This window comes from Joostella sp. CR20, assembly GCF_038433465.1.
Lineage (GTDB): Bacteria > Bacteroidota > Bacteroidia > Flavobacteriales > Flavobacteriaceae > Galbibacter.
On record NZ_JAESVF010000001.1, the window covers coordinates 767,414 to 784,816 of the forward strand.

15 protein-coding genes and 1 tRNA gene are annotated in these 17,403 nt (G+C 36.2%); 3 read left to right on the top strand and 13 right to left on the bottom strand.

Annotated elements, in window-relative coordinates; genetic code table 11:
• Positions 1-27: 27 nt before the first annotated feature.
• The 3 genes from JMA43_RS03360 to recA all read right to left on the bottom strand — a co-directional run bounded on the left by JMA43_RS03360 (position 28) and on the right by recA (position 2,175).
• Positions 28-573, bottom strand: a complete 546-nt coding sequence (locus JMA43_RS03360; RefSeq protein WP_342154941.1) for an RNA polymerase sigma factor — start codon at positions 571-573, stop codon at positions 28-30.
• 23 nt (positions 574-596) lie between these two features.
• Positions 597-1,034: a hypothetical protein gene (locus tag JMA43_RS03365; protein ID WP_342154943.1), complete on the bottom strand. Its 438-nt coding sequence runs from the start codon at positions 1,032-1,034 to the stop codon at positions 597-599.
• Positions 1,035-1,167: 133 nt separating this feature from the next.
• Positions 1,168-2,175, bottom strand: coding sequence for a recombinase RecA (gene recA, locus JMA43_RS03370; protein WP_342154945.1), 1,008 nt, complete (start codon positions 2,173-2,175; stop codon positions 1,168-1,170).
• A gap of 789 nt (positions 2,176-2,964) precedes the next feature.
• Here recA and JMA43_RS03375 point away from each other — a divergent pair.
• Together JMA43_RS03375 and JMA43_RS03380 are read left to right on the top strand one after the other, a co-directional pair.
• The gene (locus JMA43_RS03375) at positions 2,965-4,206 is read left to right on the top strand and encodes a peptidase U32 family protein (RefSeq protein ID WP_342154947.1); all 1,242 of its coding nucleotides are present in this window, start codon (positions 2,965-2,967) and stop codon (positions 4,204-4,206) included.
• Positions 4,206-4,436, top strand: coding sequence for a ferredoxin (locus JMA43_RS03380; RefSeq protein ID WP_342154949.1), 231 nt, complete (start codon positions 4,206-4,208; stop codon positions 4,434-4,436). The genes JMA43_RS03375 and JMA43_RS03380 overlap by 1 nt, the downstream gene beginning before the upstream one ends.
• Before the next feature lie 728 nt (positions 4,437-5,164).
• On the opposite strand, the gene JMA43_RS03385 is transcribed toward JMA43_RS03380, so the two are convergent.
• From JMA43_RS03385 to rseP, 5 genes are all read right to left on the bottom strand, one after another.
• Positions 5,165-6,325 carry a DUF4861 domain-containing protein gene (locus JMA43_RS03385; protein ID WP_342154951.1) on the bottom strand — a complete coding sequence of 387 codons (1,161 nt, stop codon included), beginning with the start codon at positions 6,323-6,325 and terminating at the stop codon, positions 5,165-5,167.
• A 150-nt stretch (positions 6,326-6,475) separates the two neighbouring features.
• Positions 6,476-7,270 carry a gluconate 5-dehydrogenase gene (locus JMA43_RS03390; protein WP_342154953.1) on the bottom strand — a complete coding sequence of 265 codons (795 nt, stop codon included), beginning with the start codon at positions 7,268-7,270 and terminating at the stop codon, positions 6,476-6,478.
• Position 7,271: 1 nt separating this feature from the next.
• Complete coding sequence (kduI, locus tag JMA43_RS03395; RefSeq protein WP_342154955.1) at positions 7,272-8,105, bottom strand: 5-dehydro-4-deoxy-D-glucuronate isomerase; 834 nt, start codon at positions 8,103-8,105, stop codon at positions 7,272-7,274.
• Between the two features lie 330 nt (positions 8,106-8,435).
• Positions 8,436-8,509 (bottom strand) — tRNA-Asn (locus JMA43_RS03400).
• A gap of 124 nt (positions 8,510-8,633) precedes the next feature.
• The gene (rseP, locus tag JMA43_RS03405) at positions 8,634-9,959 is read right to left on the bottom strand and encodes an RIP metalloprotease RseP (protein WP_342154957.1); all 1,326 of its coding nucleotides are present in this window, start codon (positions 9,957-9,959) and stop codon (positions 8,634-8,636) included.
• Positions 9,960-10,116: 157 nt separating this feature from the next.
• Here rseP and JMA43_RS03410 point away from each other — a divergent pair, with 157 nt between their 5' ends.
• Positions 10,117-10,791 carry an SCO family protein gene (locus JMA43_RS03410; RefSeq protein ID WP_342154959.1) on the top strand — a complete coding sequence of 225 codons (675 nt, stop codon included), beginning with the start codon at positions 10,117-10,119 and terminating at the stop codon, positions 10,789-10,791.
• A 92-nt stretch (positions 10,792-10,883) separates the two neighbouring features.
• Here the strand turns inward: JMA43_RS03410 and JMA43_RS03415 are convergent, their stop codons facing one another.
• The 5 genes from JMA43_RS03415 to JMA43_RS03435 form a co-directional block, all read right to left on the bottom strand.
• A complete protein-coding gene (locus JMA43_RS03415) occupies positions 10,884-13,043 on the bottom strand; it encodes a prolyl oligopeptidase family serine peptidase (protein WP_342154960.1) in 2,160 nt (719 codons plus the stop codon).
• A 147-nt stretch (positions 13,044-13,190) separates the two neighbouring features.
• Positions 13,191-14,180 carry an aspartate-semialdehyde dehydrogenase gene (locus JMA43_RS03420; protein ID WP_342154961.1) on the bottom strand — a complete coding sequence of 330 codons (990 nt, stop codon included), beginning with the start codon at positions 14,178-14,180 and terminating at the stop codon, positions 13,191-13,193.
• A 339-nt stretch (positions 14,181-14,519) separates the two neighbouring features.
• Positions 14,520-14,942, bottom strand: a complete 423-nt coding sequence (gene mscL, locus JMA43_RS03425; RefSeq protein WP_342154963.1) for a large-conductance mechanosensitive channel protein MscL — start codon at positions 14,940-14,942, stop codon at positions 14,520-14,522.
• A gap of 169 nt (positions 14,943-15,111) precedes the next feature.
• Entirely contained in the window at positions 15,112-16,215 is a 1,104-nt protein-coding gene (gene alr, locus JMA43_RS03430; protein WP_342154965.1) for an alanine racemase, read from the bottom strand.
• Positions 16,181-16,864, bottom strand: a complete 684-nt coding sequence (locus JMA43_RS03435; protein WP_342154967.1) for a thymidine kinase — start codon at positions 16,862-16,864, stop codon at positions 16,181-16,183. Before JMA43_RS03435 ends, alr begins: the two co-directional genes overlap by 35 nt.
• Positions 16,865-17,403: the final 539 nt, after the last annotated feature.

The following is a 17,403-nucleotide window of genomic DNA, read 5'->3' on the forward strand; positions in this document are numbered from 1 at the left end:
GGTATTAATATTTTAATCTCAAATTCGCTACGAAACCGAATTTGCTTTTTTGTTTAGGGTGTCTTCTTCAATTTTATTTCTCAATGCCATTTTAGCGCGTGCTAAATTAGATTTTGAGGTGCCTTCGCTTATGCCGAGCATTGTTGAAATTTCTTTATGCGAATAGCCGTCTAAAACATATAAATTAAACGATAGGCGGTATCGGTCGGGTAATTCTTGAATACATTTTAGTAGGTAATCTAGCGAAATATCGGGCTGTTCGATTTCAACTTCAATATCATTTTCTAAATGGTTGGGAAGCACATCAAAAGTGCCTTTTTCACGATACTTTTGTAATACCGTATTTATGGTAACACGTTTTAGCCAACCTTCAAAAGAACCTTTAAAATTGTAGGTGCCAATTTTGTCAAAAATAAGCATAAAGCTATCGTGCAGATTGTCTTCTGCCTCCGCTTGGTTTCTCGAATATTTAAGGCAAACACTGTATAATTTTCGGCTAAATAGCTTATACAATTCTTCTTGTCCTTTTCTATTCTGTTGTTTGCAAAGTTCTATGAGTTGGTCTAGACTCACTCGTGGTTAGCTTATTTTTAGTTTTATTCGGTTGCTGTTTCTTGTACAGGAACTTCGTAGGTAAGATACTGTTTTTCGCCCGATTCGTCTTCTCCTACATAAAATTTAAATGTGTAGGTGTTAGTGTATCTAACTTGAAAATCGAAACTGTCGGTGCCTTCGGTATCTGTTAATTCGATGCAATCATTTCGGTCTAAAACTGTTGCCACAGCAAAAATGGTACGTTCTGTTTCTCCTGTATGGTTGTATTCAAAACCGCTGTACACATGGCAATCGGTTGGTCTTTTGTAGGTGAATTCAATGGGATATACTTTTCCGAATTCAAAATATTCAGGAAATGTAGCGCTGGTAATTTCCATCGTTTCGTAATAAAAATTTGTTGCATCATCGTCCGACAAATCGCAGGCGCTAAAACTAAGCATAGCAAAAAGACCTAGCATTACAGCAAAAAGCTTCTTCATTTTCTATTAATTTTCTTAGTAGATGTGGTTTACAACAAATGGTTGCGCCGAGGACATAAAAAAATCCCGAGAAAATAGTTGCTCGGGATTTTTTAGTATTTCTTCTGAAAAAATATTTAGAAGATGAAAAAAATTACTCTTTCATCGCTTTAATACCTTCTTTAATTTTTCCTTCTAGTTCGTCTAGTAATTCAGGGTTGTCTAAAAGTAAGTTTTTCACAGCATCGCGACCTTGTCCAAGTTTGGTATCACCATAGCTAAACCAAGATCCACTCTTTTTAATAATTTCAAACTCAACTCCTAAATCTAGAATTTCACCAACTCTCGATATTCCTTCGCCATACATAATGTCGAATTCGGTAGCTTTAAACGGAGGAGCAACTTTGTTTTTAACCACTTTTACTCTGGTTTTGTTACCAGAAGCATCTCCATCGCTATCTTTAATTTGTGTAGAACGACGAATGTCTAATCGAACAGAAGCATAAAACTTCAATGCGTTACCACCCGTTGTAGTTTCTGGGTTACCAAACATCACCCCAATTTTTTCACGTAATTGGTTAATGAAAATAACTGTACATTTTGTTTTGCTGATACTCGCTGTAAGTTTACGAAGTGCTTGCGACATTAAACGCGCGTGAAGTCCCATTTTAGAGTCTCCCATTTCACCTTCAATCTCACTTTTTGGCGTTAAGGCAGCTACCGAGTCGATAATTACGATATCGATGGCTCCCGAACGGATTAAATTATCGGCAATTTCCAACGCTTGCTCTCCATGATCTGGCTGAGAAATAATTAAATTATCGATATCAACCCCCAATTTTTGAGCGTAAAAACGGTCAAAAGCATGCTCTGCATCAATAAATGCAGCGATACCACCAGCTTTTTGAGCTTCAGCAATAGCATGTAAAGTAAGTGTTGTTTTACCAGACGATTCTGGTCCGTATATTTCTATAATTCTACCTCTTGGATATCCGCCAACACCAAGCGCAATATCTAGTCCGATAGAACCTGTTGGAATAGCATCTACATCTTCTACAACACTATCTCCCATTTTCATCACCGCTCCTTTTCCATAAGTTTTATCCAACTTGTCTAAAGTGAGCTTTAGTGCTTTTAACTTCGCATCTTTTTCCGAACTCATTTCTCTGTATTCTTTTGTTTCGTGCTAAAATACTATTTCTTTTTTCAGGATACAATTTGCCACGCAACCTTTTTGGTTTTTTCGTATCTAAATAAAACCCGAAGTCAAAGAAACCGTAGCATTATTTGTACTTCGCAGAAAGTAATTTTCAATTTTTTAATGGAAAATCGCAATGTCTACATATGGAAATCGAATGGTTCTGCCAAAGTAATTCTTTGCAATGGTAGGTTAGATGGTGGCTAGCTTCGTTGTTATTGCAATGATGAATATTTTAAATATTTAATAACAACGAATTAGCTTATTAAAGAGTTTCAGTAATTATTGAAACTCTTTTTTTTTGGCATTCCCACGAGAAAATCGTGGTCGGGCTTTCGCTACTCACTTCCAAACACTCCGTGGTTTGGAGAGCTCAAACAAACCGCTTAATCCCTAATGCGAAATTATGTTGAAAGTTTGAATGTTGAAAAAGTAAAAAAGTGAAGAAGTAAAAGAGTAAAGGTTGTTTTAAAGCTTTCCTGCAAGATTTCAAAAACCTTGTAGGTGTTACATTCACAGATAAACAATGAAAAGTTCTATTTAAAAAAACAAACAACGAGTAACTACTAACGACCATCTATTTCTTTTACCTCTTTGTGACTCTGTAACTTCACCCACTCTTTTAAAAATAAACATCCAATCACTTACAGTCTATTACCTACGTTTTATAGCTTTTAAGTAAGTGTTTTACTTTTCTTTAGCATTTCTATTTTGAATTTATACGTATCTTTGCACGGTTAAATTTTTGAGGTAATGAAAAGAGACGGACACATAGAATTAATGGCGCCAGCGGGAAACTTTGAGTCGTTGCAAGCGGCACTTGTCAATGGGGCAGATTCGATTTATTTTGGAGTAGAACAGTTAAATATGCGTGCGCGAGCAAGTATTAATTTTACTATCGACGATTTGCCAGAAATTGCAAAGCGCTGCACCCAAAAAGGAGTCCGAACGTATCTTACACTCAACACAATTATTTACGATCACGATTTATCTATAATTAAAACTGTGCTCGATGCTGCCAAAGCTGCCAATATTACGGCGGTAATTGCAATGGATCAAGCGGTTATTGCGTATGCGCGCCAAATACAAATGGAGGTGCATATTTCAACACAAATTAATATTACCAATATAGAAACCGTAAAGTTTTATTCGCTTTTTGCTGATACTATGGTATTGAGTAGAGAGTTGAGCTTGCGTCAAGTAAAGAAAATTTGTGAGCAGATAGAAAGAGAACAAATTAAAGGACCTTCGGGGAATTTAGTAGAGATTGAAATTTTTGGTCATGGAGCGCTTTGTATGGCAGTTTCTGGAAAGTGTTATTTGAGTTTACATTCGCATAACTCGTCGGCAAACAGAGGTGCCTGCAAGCAAAATTGCCGAAAAAAATATACAGTAATCGATCAAGAAAGTGGTTTTGAAATTGAAATCGATAATGAATACATGATGTCTCCAAAAGACTTGTGTACTCTCGATTTTTTAGACCAAGTGATAGATGCGGGTTCAAAAGTTTTAAAGATTGAAGGTCGTGGGAGAGCTCCAGAATATGTAGCTACGGTAATTAAAACATATCGTGAAGCTATCGACGCGTATAATAACGGAACCTACAATGATGAAAAGGTTGCTACATGGATGAAAGAACTCGAGAAAGTTTATAATCGCGGATTTTGGAGCGGTTATTATTTAGGACAAAAACTAGGGGAGTGGAGTGACGGACCTGGATCGCAAGCAACGCAAAAGAAAGTGTATGTTGGAAAAGGAATGCACTTTTTTCCGAAAAGTAATATTGCTGAATTTAAAATTGAAGCCTACGATATTAAAGTAGGAGATAAGCTTTTAATTACTGGACCAACTACAGGAGTTGAAGAATTTACATTGGAAGAAATGATGGTAAACGACCAAAAGTTGGAAGTTGCTACCAAAGGTGATTCGTGTACAATTCCGACGAAATTTAGAGTTCGATTATCGGATAAATTATATAAAATAGTTGCTTCTTAATGGTTGTTGTTACGCTTCAAAGGAATAAATGCATTGGGTGTAATTACTGTGTAGAATTAGCGCCACAACAGTTTCAGATGTCGAAAAAAGACGGAAAATCGGTTTTATTGGGTTCCGCAGAAAAGAAAGGGTTTTTCACGATAAAATCATTTGACGATAGTATTTTTGAAAGTTGTAAGCAAGCACAGCAAGCTTGCCCTGTAAAAATAATTGATACCAAGCAGGTGTAGGTTTTTTTGCAGGTTCAGAGGGACAAAGGTTCAGAGGGACAAAGGTTCAGAGAGACAAAGTATAATCTAAAATAAACCTTAACTCTTTTGCTTTTTTACGCATTAAGTATCAATTCAACAATTACCCGATTCCACAGTTAAACAGTATGAGATGTCTCGACTTCGCCTGTCTGCCGACAAAGGCAGGCTCGATATGAATTCATATTAAAGTTACAAAGATTCAAAGTGACAGAGAGACAAAGTTTAATCTAGGACAAACCTTAAGTCTTTTGCTTGTTTACTCATTAAATCTCGGTTAGATATAAATGTCGAAAAAAATAAATTTTAAACATTTGTTTTTCAATTATTTAACAATACTTTCATTTTTGTCTTGACACAAAAACGAAACAAAAAAGTCAAGACTGATTTAAAAAGCATCAGAAAGTCTACGGAAACATCCACCACAGATAAAAAGAACTCGCTACGCTCAAACAGCTTTTTATCTATCGTCCCTCACTGCTTCCTTGATTTTCAATACTTTTTAAATAGGTCAATTTTATTATACATTCATCATTTTTATATCGAACTCACTTTATAAACTCTCAATTCAACAATTAACCGATTCAACAGTTTAACAGTATGAGATGTCTCGACTTCGCCTGTCTGCCGACAAAGGCAGGCTCGACTGAATGCTTTGATTGAACCTTTAACTCTTTTCCTTTTTTACTTATTAGCTATCAACCGAATAATTATTCAATCGTTACTTTAAGTGGGGAATTTAGTTTTGTTGCAAAGTCCGAAAGGTAGCTTTCCCATTCATTCTGTGTAGTAAATTCGCCTGCTTTTTTCCAACCGAATCCTGCGTAGTAGCTTACCTTTTCGTTATTCAGTTTTAGTTTCGCAAAAAGATTACTTTCATCAACTTTGTTTGTGATGTATTTGTCGAAATTTTCAATGTTTTCGGGAGACGCAACAATTCCCATTCCAAGTTCAGAATCTCCGTGAGGCTCCCAATAACTCATCCAACCTTCTTGTAAATTTGTATTTGTAATTCCTTTTTGTTGGTGTAATGTAATCCCTGCCGAAATGGTTTGTACACCTTTAATATGTAGGGTGATTTTCGATAAATTTTGTCCGTAATCAAGCGAGATGTGTTTCTTTTCTGTGATACTTTTCCCGTTTGCGTCCCAATCTTTATACGTCAGTTCAAAACTAGTTCGTATTGGTCCGTTGGTAATAGTTTTCCAACTGATGAAATTCTTAGAAAAGTAGTAAATCGAGTCAACTTTTTTGGCAATTCCTCCAATTCCTCTGCTGCTTCCTACATGGAAATTGTCGAGTCCTTCGCCATGATCCTTATGATAGTATCCTGGATCTTTATCGTTGGCTGCATACCATTTGTTAATAATTGGGTACTCCACACGCTTTAACCAAGCATCAATTCCGCTGGAAAGTGTACCTCCAGGAATGCTGTCTTCAATCATTTGTTGTGCAACAGGCCCATAAGTTCTAAAAGCGACTTTGTTGTTTTCCCAAGCGTAATCGTCGGTTCTTTCAGGCACAAAACGCGAGTAGCAAATTGTAGAGTCTGTAGTGTTATTTTTCTTCGGAAAGAGTTCGAACTTTGCTTCAGAAGAAGCTTTAATTTTTGGCTGAAACAAAAGTATATCCCAAGCACCATCTTTGTTAGTGTCGATAAGTTGAGAAGTCACCTCAGATTTATCACTTGCATTTCGAATTCCCCAATTTTTTTGCGTTTCATCCGAAGTGATTTCATCTAAATTTATCTCAACGGTTTCGAAGGCTCTGTCGAGATTCAATTCGTTTTTTACAATAATTGTTTTTCCTTCTTCAGCACAAGATAATGCTGTTATAGCGACTAAAACGAGTGAGAATACTTTTATTTTCATGGTTGGTTTGTGTAAAGATTTTTTTCAGAATAGATTGAGAACGAAAGAAACCTCATTTAAAATGAAATTTTCATAAGATTTCTTATCGTTTTCTGTGAGGAAACGTCATTGTTTCAATTCCGTTTACCTCTATTTTTTTCAGCAATAAAACTAATCTTCGTTGGCAGGTTTTCCGATAGTAGCTAAAATTCCGCCGTCTACATATAAAATATGTCCGTTTACAAAATTACTAGCTTTGGAAGCCAAGAAAATGGCTGCTCCGCCTAAATCTTCTGGGTCTCCCCATTTGGCAGCAGGTGTACGATTGATGATAAATTCGTTAAACGGATGCCCGTCTACACGAATTGGTGCCGTTTGCGAAGTAGCAAAATATCCAGGGCCAATTCCGTTTACTTGGATGTTGTGTTTTGCCCATTCCGTAGCCATGTTTTGCGTAAGCATTTTTAAACCTCCTTTGGCAGCAGCATATGCGCCAACAGTGTTTCTACCAAGCTCCGACATCATCGAACAGATATTGATAATTTTCCCATTTTTACGAGCAACCATCCCTTTTACCACGTGTTTTGAAACGATAAAAGGAGCGACCAAATCAACGTCGATAACCTCTCTAAAATCTTCGACTTCCATTGTTTCTAATGGAATTCTTTTAATAATCCCAGCGTTGTTTACCAAAATATCGATTGCGCCAACTTCTTTTTCGATGGCAGCAATAGCGGCTTCAACTTCAGCTTCTACGGTGACATTGAATTTGTATCCAAACGCTTTTACGTTTTCTTTTTTATACACTTCGAGCGCATCGTCAATTTTTTGTTGCGACGAATTTCCGTTTACAACAATGGTTGCTCCAGCTTTTCCCAGTTGCATTGCCATTGCCATTCCGAGTCCGTGTGTAGCTCCAGTAACAAGCGCTACTTTTCCTTCGATGTTAAATAGTGATAAGCTCATATTATCTTAATTCTGTAATTGGTGCAACGTCCATATCGCCATAGTCTAAGTTTTCTCCAGCCATACCCCAAATAAAGCTATAGTTTGAAGTTCCAGAACCCGAGTGGATAGACCATGGTGGCGAAATAATTGCTTGGTGGTTGTGCATCCAAACGTGGCGAGTTTCTTGCGGTTGCCCCATAAAATGGCAAACAGCTTGATCTTTTGGAATATCGAGGTAGAAATAAATTTCCATTCTTCTGTCGTGAACATGCGCAGGCATGGTGTTCCATACGCTACCTGTTTTAAGTTCGGTTAGTCCCATTTGAAGCTGACACGTCTCTACAATACCACCAATAATTAATTGGTTTACGGTACGGTGATTGGCAGTTTCCAACGAACCTAATTCAAGTTTATTAGCCTCTTGCATTCCCACTTTCTTTGTTGGCAGTTCTTTGTGAGCAGGAGCAGAGTTAAAATAAAATTTTGCAGGATTGCTACTATTGTCGCTTTTAAAAATAACTTCTTTGTTTCCACGACCAATGTATAGCGCTTCTTTGTGTTCGAGTGTATACACTTCGCCATCGACAGAAACACTTCCTTTGGCTCCAACATTTATAATTCCGAGTTCTCTACGTTCCAAGAAATATTCAGCCTTAAGTAAATCGACGGTTTCTAATTTCAAATCCTTTTTCGGAACTGCCGAACCAGCGATATATCTGTCGTAATGCGAATAGGTAAGACTTATTTCGTCTTCCTTCATGAGGTCGTCTATCAAAAAGGTTTTTCTTAACGCTTCGGTATCCATTTGTTTTACCTCATTTGGACTAGAAGCATATCTTTTGTTGTAAATCATAATTAGTTTTTATTGGATTTTATACTGCAAATTACACAAATGTAAAAATTAATGTAATCGATTACAAGATAATTGTTTAGTTTTCTGATGCTGAAAAATGTATGTACGTACAAAGTAGTGCTTCTTTTGAAGAATGTTGTTTTGTATATATTATATAGAATAGCTGAAGTTCTAGAGGTGTCTTTAATTGAATCAGTCATGTTGCCTAATTTGTAACCTTTTTTTAAAAGAAGAATAAGGGTTTTGCCTTTTAGAGCTATTTAGTAATCACTTGAAAGACCTATACAAAGCAAAAAATCCAGTCTATTTTGTAGACTGGATTTGAATTTGCTCCCCCTCTTGGGCTCGAACCAAGGACCCTCTGATTAACAGTCAGATGCTCTAACCAACTGAGCTAAGGAGGAATTTATGTTTTGTGTTGCTCGCATGCCTTACTGTGTGGCGCTTTGCAAACTTTTATTCCTGTTTTGCGGATGCAAATATATATGTTTTTTTCTTTACACCAAACAAAAAATTATTTTTTTTGTTTTATTTGAAAATCGCCTTGTAAAGGTCGTTTCCGTTGGCGTACAAAAGTAATGCAATTAATATAAAGAAACCAATCATTTGTGCATATTCTAAGAATTTTTCACTTGGCTTCCGTCCAGTAATCATTTCGTATAATAAGAACATTACATGCCCACCATCTAAAGCTGGAATAGGTAGAATGTTCATAAACGCCAGAATAATAGATATAAAGGCCGTAGAAAGCCAAAATCCTTGCCAGTCCCAAGTGTCTGGAAACAATTTTGCAATGGTACCAAAACCTCCAACTTCAGTAGCTCCTTTTTTGGTAAATAAAAACTTCATAGAGCTTATATAATCTCTTAATGTCCAATATCCGTAGTTAATTCCTGCAGGTATTGCTTCTGCCAACGAGTAGCTCTTTTTTGTGACCTTAATGTTGTTTAATGGCGATTTAGGATACACTCCAATGGTATGGTCTTCCGAAGGTGTAATAGTTAACGTGTCGGTTGTTTTGTTTCTTTCAATAACTAAACTAAGTGGTTTAACTTCGTTGTATTTTACTTTCGTAGTAAATTCATCCCAAAAGTTAATTGCTTGTCCGTCTACTGAAACAATTCTATCGTTTTGCTGAAGTCCTGCAAGTCCGGCAGGGGTGTCTGCAACAATGCTGTCGAGTACTGGTTCAATACGTGGCGTAAGCGGATGAATAACACCTTCTTTGTAAAGATAGGTTCCAAGAGAATCAGGTAAGTTTAAAACTTCTGTCTTTCCGTTAGCATGTTTTACTTCCATTTGAGAAACACCTCTAACCACCATCAAACGGCTTACATCTAAAATGTTGTCCGGTTTTTCTCCGTCTATTTTTAAAATTTTATCACCGTTTTTAAAACCGTATTGCTCCAATTGTTTTACTACTGAAAAACCGTTTGGAAGTGCATCTTGCGAAACTTCATTGCTTCCCCAAGCATACAAAACCATGGCATAGATAAAAAATCCAAGCAATAAATTTACGGTTACACCACCCAACATTATAATAAGGCGTTGCCAAGCTGGTTTTGAACGGAACTCCCACGGCTGAGGTGGTTGTGCCATTTGCTCTTTGTCCATGCTTTCATCTATCATTCCTGATATTTTTACATATCCTCCCAAAGGCAACCATCCGATACCGTACTCGGTTTCGCCGATTTTCTTCTTGAACAAAGAAAATTTTACATCAAAGAATAAAAAGAATTTCTCAACACGAGTTTTAAAAATTTTGGCTGGGATAAAATGACCTAATTCGTGTAAAATAATAAGTATAGATAAACTTAAAAAAAGTTGAATAGCCTTAACTAAAATTGGACTCATAAAATTGTTTTCATTTTCAAATCGCACAAAAGTAATGTTTTCCATCTACTTACCACAATCAAAAACAAATGAAGCTTAGGTTTTAAGACCGATTTATGATAAAACACTCGTTTTTCCTTGCCATTGTTGTATTTTTGTAATCGAAAACCAAAGGGTTATGTTGCAACTTTTTAGCAAATACAAATATTTTTTCATCACGCTTTTTCTGCTTTCGGTAGTTATTATAAGTCTTATTTATTGGGCTTTAAAACCAAAGGAGCGATTACCAATTTACGAACCTTCTATGGTGAATCCAGAGTTGGTTGCTTCGGATGTTCAATACATCCGAAAAGATCATAAAATTGCACCTTTTAAACTTGTTAATCAAAACGGAGATACCATTACTGAAGCTGATTACGAAGGAAAAATTTATGTAGCCGATTTCTTTTTTACCACTTGCCTTACCATTTGCCCGATGATGACTGATAATATGGTGATTCTTCAAGATCAATTAAAAAACGATAACGAAGTTAAACTCTTGTCTTTTTCGGTAACTCCGCAAATCGATTCTGTACCCCGACTCAAAACTTACGCTCTCGAAAAAGGGGTAATCGACTCTAAATGGAATATGCTTACGGGCGATAAAAAACAGATTTACAATCTAGCTCGAAAAAGTTATTTGGCAGTTAAAACTGTTGGTGATGGCGGACCTTTTGATATGATTCACACTGAAAATTTTGTGCTAGTAGATACTAAAAAGCGTATCCGTGGATTTTACGATGGTACAAAACCTGAAGATATCGAGCAGATTCTTCATGATATTGAAATTCTTAAAAACGAAAATAATAGATAAAAAAAATCCAAGGTTTTCAAAACCTTGGATTTTTTCATTTCTTAATTTACTCGATATTTAAATGCTCCGAGATAATTTACTTCAGTAAAAAATTACTTTTTAAATTCTTTTAAAACAGCTTTGTTAGGCAATTCTTCATAGCCCATATTGTAAAGCGTAAATCCGAAAATATCAGCATACTGATCGATAGTTTTACTTACAGGAGTTCCAGCTCCGTGTCCAGCATTAGTTTCAATTCTAATAAGTACTGGGTTGTTTCCTGTTTGTTTTTCTTGTAATTCAGCAGCAAATTTAAAACTGTGCGCAGGCACTACACGATCATCATGATCTCCAGTAGTAACCATTGTTGCAGGGTATTTTACACCTTCTTTTACGTTGTGAACAGGTGAATATGCTTTTAAATACTCAAACATTTCTTTATTGTCTTCGGCAGTTCCATAGTCGTATGCCCATCCTGCTCCAGCAGTAAAAGTGTGGTAACGTAACATATCGAGTACACCCACAGCAGGTAATGCAACTTTCATTAAATCTGGGCGTTGCGTCATGGTTGCACCAACTAATAACCCTCCGTTAGAACCTCCGCGGATTGCTAAGTAATCTGAAGAAGTATAATTTTCTTTGATAAGGTATTCTCCAGCAGCGATAAAGTCGTCAAATACATTTTGCTTTTGAAGTTTTGTTCCTGCATCGTGCCATTTTTTACCGTATTCACCACCACCTCTTAAATTTGGTACTGCATACACACCACCTTGCTCTAACCAAACAGCCATAGCCGTGCTAAATGAAGGTGTTAAACTGATGTTGAATCCACCGTAACCGTATAAAATAGTTGGGTTTTTACCGTTAAGTTCTAAACCTTTTTTATAGGTAATTATCATAGGTACTTTTGTGCCGTCTTTTGAAGTGTAAAATACTTGCTTCGACTCAAAATCGTTGCTGTTAAAATTGATTTCTGGAGTCCAATATACATCTGAAGTTCCTGTTTCTGGATTGTATGCGTAAGTACTTCCTGGAGTGCTATAATTGGTAAATGAATAGTAAAGCACATCTGCCTCTTTTTTACCTCCAAAACCGCCAACGCTTCCGATGCCTGGTAGTTTTACTTCACGGACAAGTTTTCCGTTATAATCATATTGTTTTACTTGCGAAACTGCGTCAACCATATATTCAGCAAAGAAATATCCGCTTCCTGTACTCGGACTTAACACGTTTTCTGTTTCAGCAATAAAATCTACCCAATTTTCTGGTGAAGGATTTGAAGCATCTGCCGTTACAATTTTTTTGTTTGGTGCATTTAAGTTGGTTACCAAATACAATTTAGAACCTTCGTTTTCGATAACATAAGTGTCGCTTTCCGTAGTTTCAATAATAGGAACTAAAGGAGCGTTCTCTTGCGTTAAATCTTTAATGAATAGTTTGTTTCCAGAAGTCGAAACCGAGGCGCTGATTAATAAATAACGATCGTCTTCTGTAACATTTCCACCAACATAACGGTGTTTTTCAGCTGCTGTTCCTCCAAAGATAAGTTGATCGTCTTTTTGTGCAGTGCCGAGTTTGTGGTAGTACAATTTATGCTGATCTGTTTTTGCTGAAAGCTCGCTTCCTTTTGGTTTGTCGTAACTCGAATAGAAGAATCCTTCGTCGCCTTTCCAAGAAAGTCCGCTAAACTTTACATCCACCAAAGTGTCTTCAATAATTTCTTTAGTTTCAGCATCTTTAATAATTACTTTACGCCAATCGCTTCCACCTTCAGAAATAGAATACGCAGCAATTTTTCCGCTTTTTGAAAAACTCAATCCGCCTAAGGATGTTGTTCCGTCTTCAGAAAACGTATTCGGGTCTAAAAATACTTCTTCGGCACCATCGTCTCCTTTTTTACGATATACCACATATTGATTTTGCAACCCGTTATTTTTATAAAAATAGGTGTAATCTCCTTCTTTAAATGGAGCGCCAATTTTTTCGTAATTCCACAATTGTTCTAAGCGCTCTTTAAGTTGTTCGCGAAAAGGTATTTTCTCTAAATAACCAAAGGTAACTTCGTTTTCGTTTTTAACCCAAGTAGCAGTTTCTTCAGAGCGGTCGTCTTCCAACCATCGATAAGGGTCTTTTACTTCCTCGCCAAAATAAGTGTTTACAGTGTCTACTTTTTTAGTTGCAGGATACTTCAATGTAAGGTCTTTTTTAGTTTCTGTAGTATCGCAAGAACCTAAAATTCCTGCCACCACTACACAAGTGATTAGTTTTTTCATTTTTTATTTTGTTGAATTTTGAAGGACAGCTGGAACCGATTGGTTGCACTTTTCCTTGGGTTTGTAATTAGCGAAGGGAATTTAACCAAAAAAGCTTCAAATAGAAGATTATTTGAAGCTTTTTTAACATTTTTTAGTCTGTAATTCTTAAACCAAATTGTTTTCTACTAAATATTCTGCAATTTGTACTGCGTTGGTTGCGGCACCTTTTCGAAGATTATCAGCTACAATCCACATGTTTAATGTATTTGGTTGCGACTCGTCTCTACGAATTCTTCCCACAAAAACATCGTCTTTATCGTGTGCATAAATTGGCATCGGATACGTATTGGTGTCTGGATTATCTTGCACCACAACTCCTGGAGTGTCGTTTAAAATGCGACGGATATCTGCCAAAGTGAAATCGTTTTCAAACTGTACGTTAACCGACTCTGAATGTCCACCAGAAGTAGGGATTCTAACAGCCGTAGCAGAAACAGCAAAGGTTTTGTCGTTTAATATTTTTTGAGGCTCACGCGCCAATTTCATTTCTTCTTTAGTGTATCCATTCTCTTCGAAAACATCGCAATGTGGTAATGCATTTCTGTTGATAGGGTAAGGGTACGCCATTTCGCCTTCAACACCTGCCAATTCGTTTTCGAGCTGTTGTACTGCTTTTACTCCAGTTCCAGAAATAGATTGGTAAGTAGAAACAACAACACGTTTCATTTTATATTGCTTGTGTAGTGGAGCCAAAGCCATTACCAACTGGATGGTAGAACAGTTTGGATTTGCAATAATTTTATCGTCTTTGGTAAGTTCTTTTGCATTGATTTCTGGAACTACCAATTTTTTGGTTTGGTCCATTCGCCAAGCCGAAGAATTATCGATTACCGTTGTGCCAACTTCAGCAAATTTTGGAGCCCACTCCAACGAAGTACTTCCTCCAGCAGAAAAAATAGCAATTTCTGGTTTGGCAGCAACTGCATCGCTTAATCCAATTACTTTATAGGTGTTTCCTTTATAAGAAAGTTCTTTTCCAACAGAACGCTCTGATGCAACCAATAATAATTCAGTAATAGGGAAATTGCGTTCCTCTAGTACTTTTAGCATAACTTCTCCAACCATTCCGGTGGCTCCTACAACGGCTATTTTCATTTTTTATCGTGTTTAAAAAAGGCTGTGTAAAAAGTTCTAATAGTGTCATTCTGAATTTATTTCAGAATCTCATCATATTAGTTTTTAACTAGATGAGAAACTGAGTCAAGCTCAGTTTGACGAAAATTAAAATTTTATACAGTCTCCTGTTTTCATTTTTAAATTTTGAATGACAAAAGTAATTAATATTCACTGGTGTACAACCTAAATAATTAAAATTCAAAAAAATATAACAAATTGTTATAAAAATTACTGTTTTTGTATTTCCATAAAAAAAACCATCCAATACCGGATGGTTTAAATTAAACAAGTGTAGCGGTTTCCCACAAAGGGATTGTACTATTTTGTGTTTTGCTTTTTTAATTCGTCTCTAATTTCAGCAAGAAGTTCTTCTGTAGTAGGTCCTGCAGGTGCTGCTGGAGCTTCCTCTTCTTTCTTTTTAGAGTTTTCGTATGCTTTTAAAATCATGAAAATACAGAAACCAATAATTACAAAATCCATAATAGTTTGGATAAATAAACCGTAATTAATGCTCACTGCTTCCGTAACAACTTTGTCGCCTTCTACAACGGCGTCTTTTAAAACATACTTTAATTCTTCAAATTTTACACCACCCAAAAGCATCCCGATAGGAGGCATTAAAATATCTTTCGTAAAAGAAGTTACAATTTTACCAAATGCCCCACCAACAATTACTGCTGTGGCTAAGTTTACAATGTCTCCCTTGAGTAAGAAAGACTTAAAATCTTTAAAAAATCCCATGTTGAATATGTACTTGATTAGTGTCAATAAATATATAAATTTTTTTTGACTGACGATTTTCTAAACAATCAAATACTTCAGCAGAAAAAAATAAATATTAAGTTGTTGTTGTGTAGTGTTTTACGTAAAATAACCGCAGAAAAAACACTAATTGTTTTCAGAATAAAACCTACGAAACTACTTTTCTTCGTACACGTTGGGAAATTGCAGTGAGCAATTCGTAAGAAATTGTTCCTGCGGTTGAGGCAAACGCACTAGCTGTTGGTTGCGTTCCAAAAATAAGCACTTCGTCGCCTTCGTGGCAATCAACACCAGTTATATCTATCATTAACATATCCATACAAACATTACCAACAATTGGGCACTGCTTGCCATTAACCGTTAAAAATGCTTTCCCTTTGCCGTACTGTCTGCTTATGCCGTCGGCGTGTCCAAGTGGAATTGTAGCTGTTTTCATAGCCGTTTTGGCAATATGTCCTTTGTTGTAACCAATACTTTGGTTGGGCTGAATGTGGTGAATTTGAGAAATTACACTTTTTAAAGAAACTACATTTTTAAAATGATGATTGTACTGAGGGTCGTTGCCAAAACCATACAACCCAATACCGCTACGTACCATGTCAAACTGCGCTTCTTCGGCATAGTTTAAAATTCCAGAGGTGTTTAAGATATGAAACAAAGGTTTATAAGAAAGTTTTGAGTTTAATTGCGCTGAAACTTCTTTAAAATCTTTTATTTGCTGAAGTGTAAAAGTCTTTTCATTTAAATCTTCCGACGCTCCCAAATGTGAAAATACAGAAGCCACCTGAAGATTTGAATGTTTTTCTAATGCAGAAAGTAGCTCAGGAATTTCTTCCGCAGTAAATCCTAAACGGTTAAGTCCGGTATTAAATTTTAAATGAACAGGATAGTTTGTTTCGTTTTTTGAAGCCTCTAAAAAAGCATCAAAAACATATTTGTTATAGAGGCTGGGCTCTAGTTTGTAAGCAATAATTTCATGAAAATGTACTGGTAGCGGGTGCAATACCAAAATAGGTTTGGTAACTCCGGCATTTCGCAGTGCAATTCCTTCGTCGGTATAGGCAACAGCAAAATAATCTACTTGCTGTTTTTCTAAAAACAGCGCCACTTGTTGGGCGTCACTTCCGTAGGCATAAGCTTTTACAACAGCCATAAATTTGGTTGTTGGGCGTATTTTAGAACGTAAAAAGGTGATGTTATTTTGTAATGCTCCGAGGCTAATTTCGAGCGTGGTTTCCTGAATTTTCGTCATCGTCATGTTGTTTTTCACTTTCTTTAGGAAGTATTTCTTCAGGGTCGTTTACTTCTATTTTTTGCACCTTTTCTCTAAGCATTGCTTTAAAAAATGCAGCGCGACTTAGCGGTTCGTATTCTTCAGTTTCTCCTAAAAGCACCAATTTATCGTTGGTTGATTTTCTAAAGCTATAATTTGCAAGATTTCCAGTGCGTGTACAAATAGCGTGTACTTTGGTAACATATTCGGCTGTTGCCATAAGTGCAGGCATGGGACCAAAAGGATTGCCTTTAAAATCCATATCCAAACCAGCAACAACAACGCGAATGCCTTTGTTTGCTAAATCGTTACAAACCGATACAATTTCATCATCAAAAAACTGAGCTTCATCAATTCCAACTACATCGCAACCGTCGGCCAAAAGCCTAATATTGGCAGCAGCAGGAACGGGAGTCGACCGAATTTCGTTGGCGTCGTGCGAAACCACCATTTCGTCGTCGTATCGAACATCTACGGCAGGTTTAAAAATCTCAACTTTTTGTTTTGCAAATTGGGCGCGTTTGAGCCTACGGATAAGTTCTTCCGTTTTACCGGAAAACATCGACCCGCAGATGACCTCTATCCAGCCAAATTGCTCTTTATGATTTACTGTATTTTCGAGAAACATGTTGTAATTTTCTGTACTGAAAAGAATAGAAACTTCTTTGTCTAGAAAAACTAAACAAACTTAAGCAAATATTTAAAGTTGAATTTAAGAATGCCGAAATAATATCAACAAAAAATAGCGACTACTAGTTAATCTGTTTTATATCTTCTTTTTAGATGAAAAAAATGAGTGTTTTCTTCTCAAAATTATAAAAGCTATACAGATGAAATTCATCCGAATAGTATTTTAATTTAGTGTAAACATACTGAAAATGTAATTAAAGTAGTATTGACTTTCCTGCCTTCCGTAGGCAGGTTTGTTTCGTTTTTGTGTCAGGACAACTGCGAAGCACATCAACGAACACCAATAAAAAATGTTTTTTGTGAGTTAAAAATGAAAGTTTAATTAAATATCTGAAATTCATATAGCTAAGACTCCTATATATTGACATTTATATCAAACTGAGGTTGTTTTAGAAAGTTTTAATACCAGTTTATAAAGCTAAAATGATAAAAAATGAGTATCTTTTAAGCGTAGTTTTACGATTAAATTCATCTAAA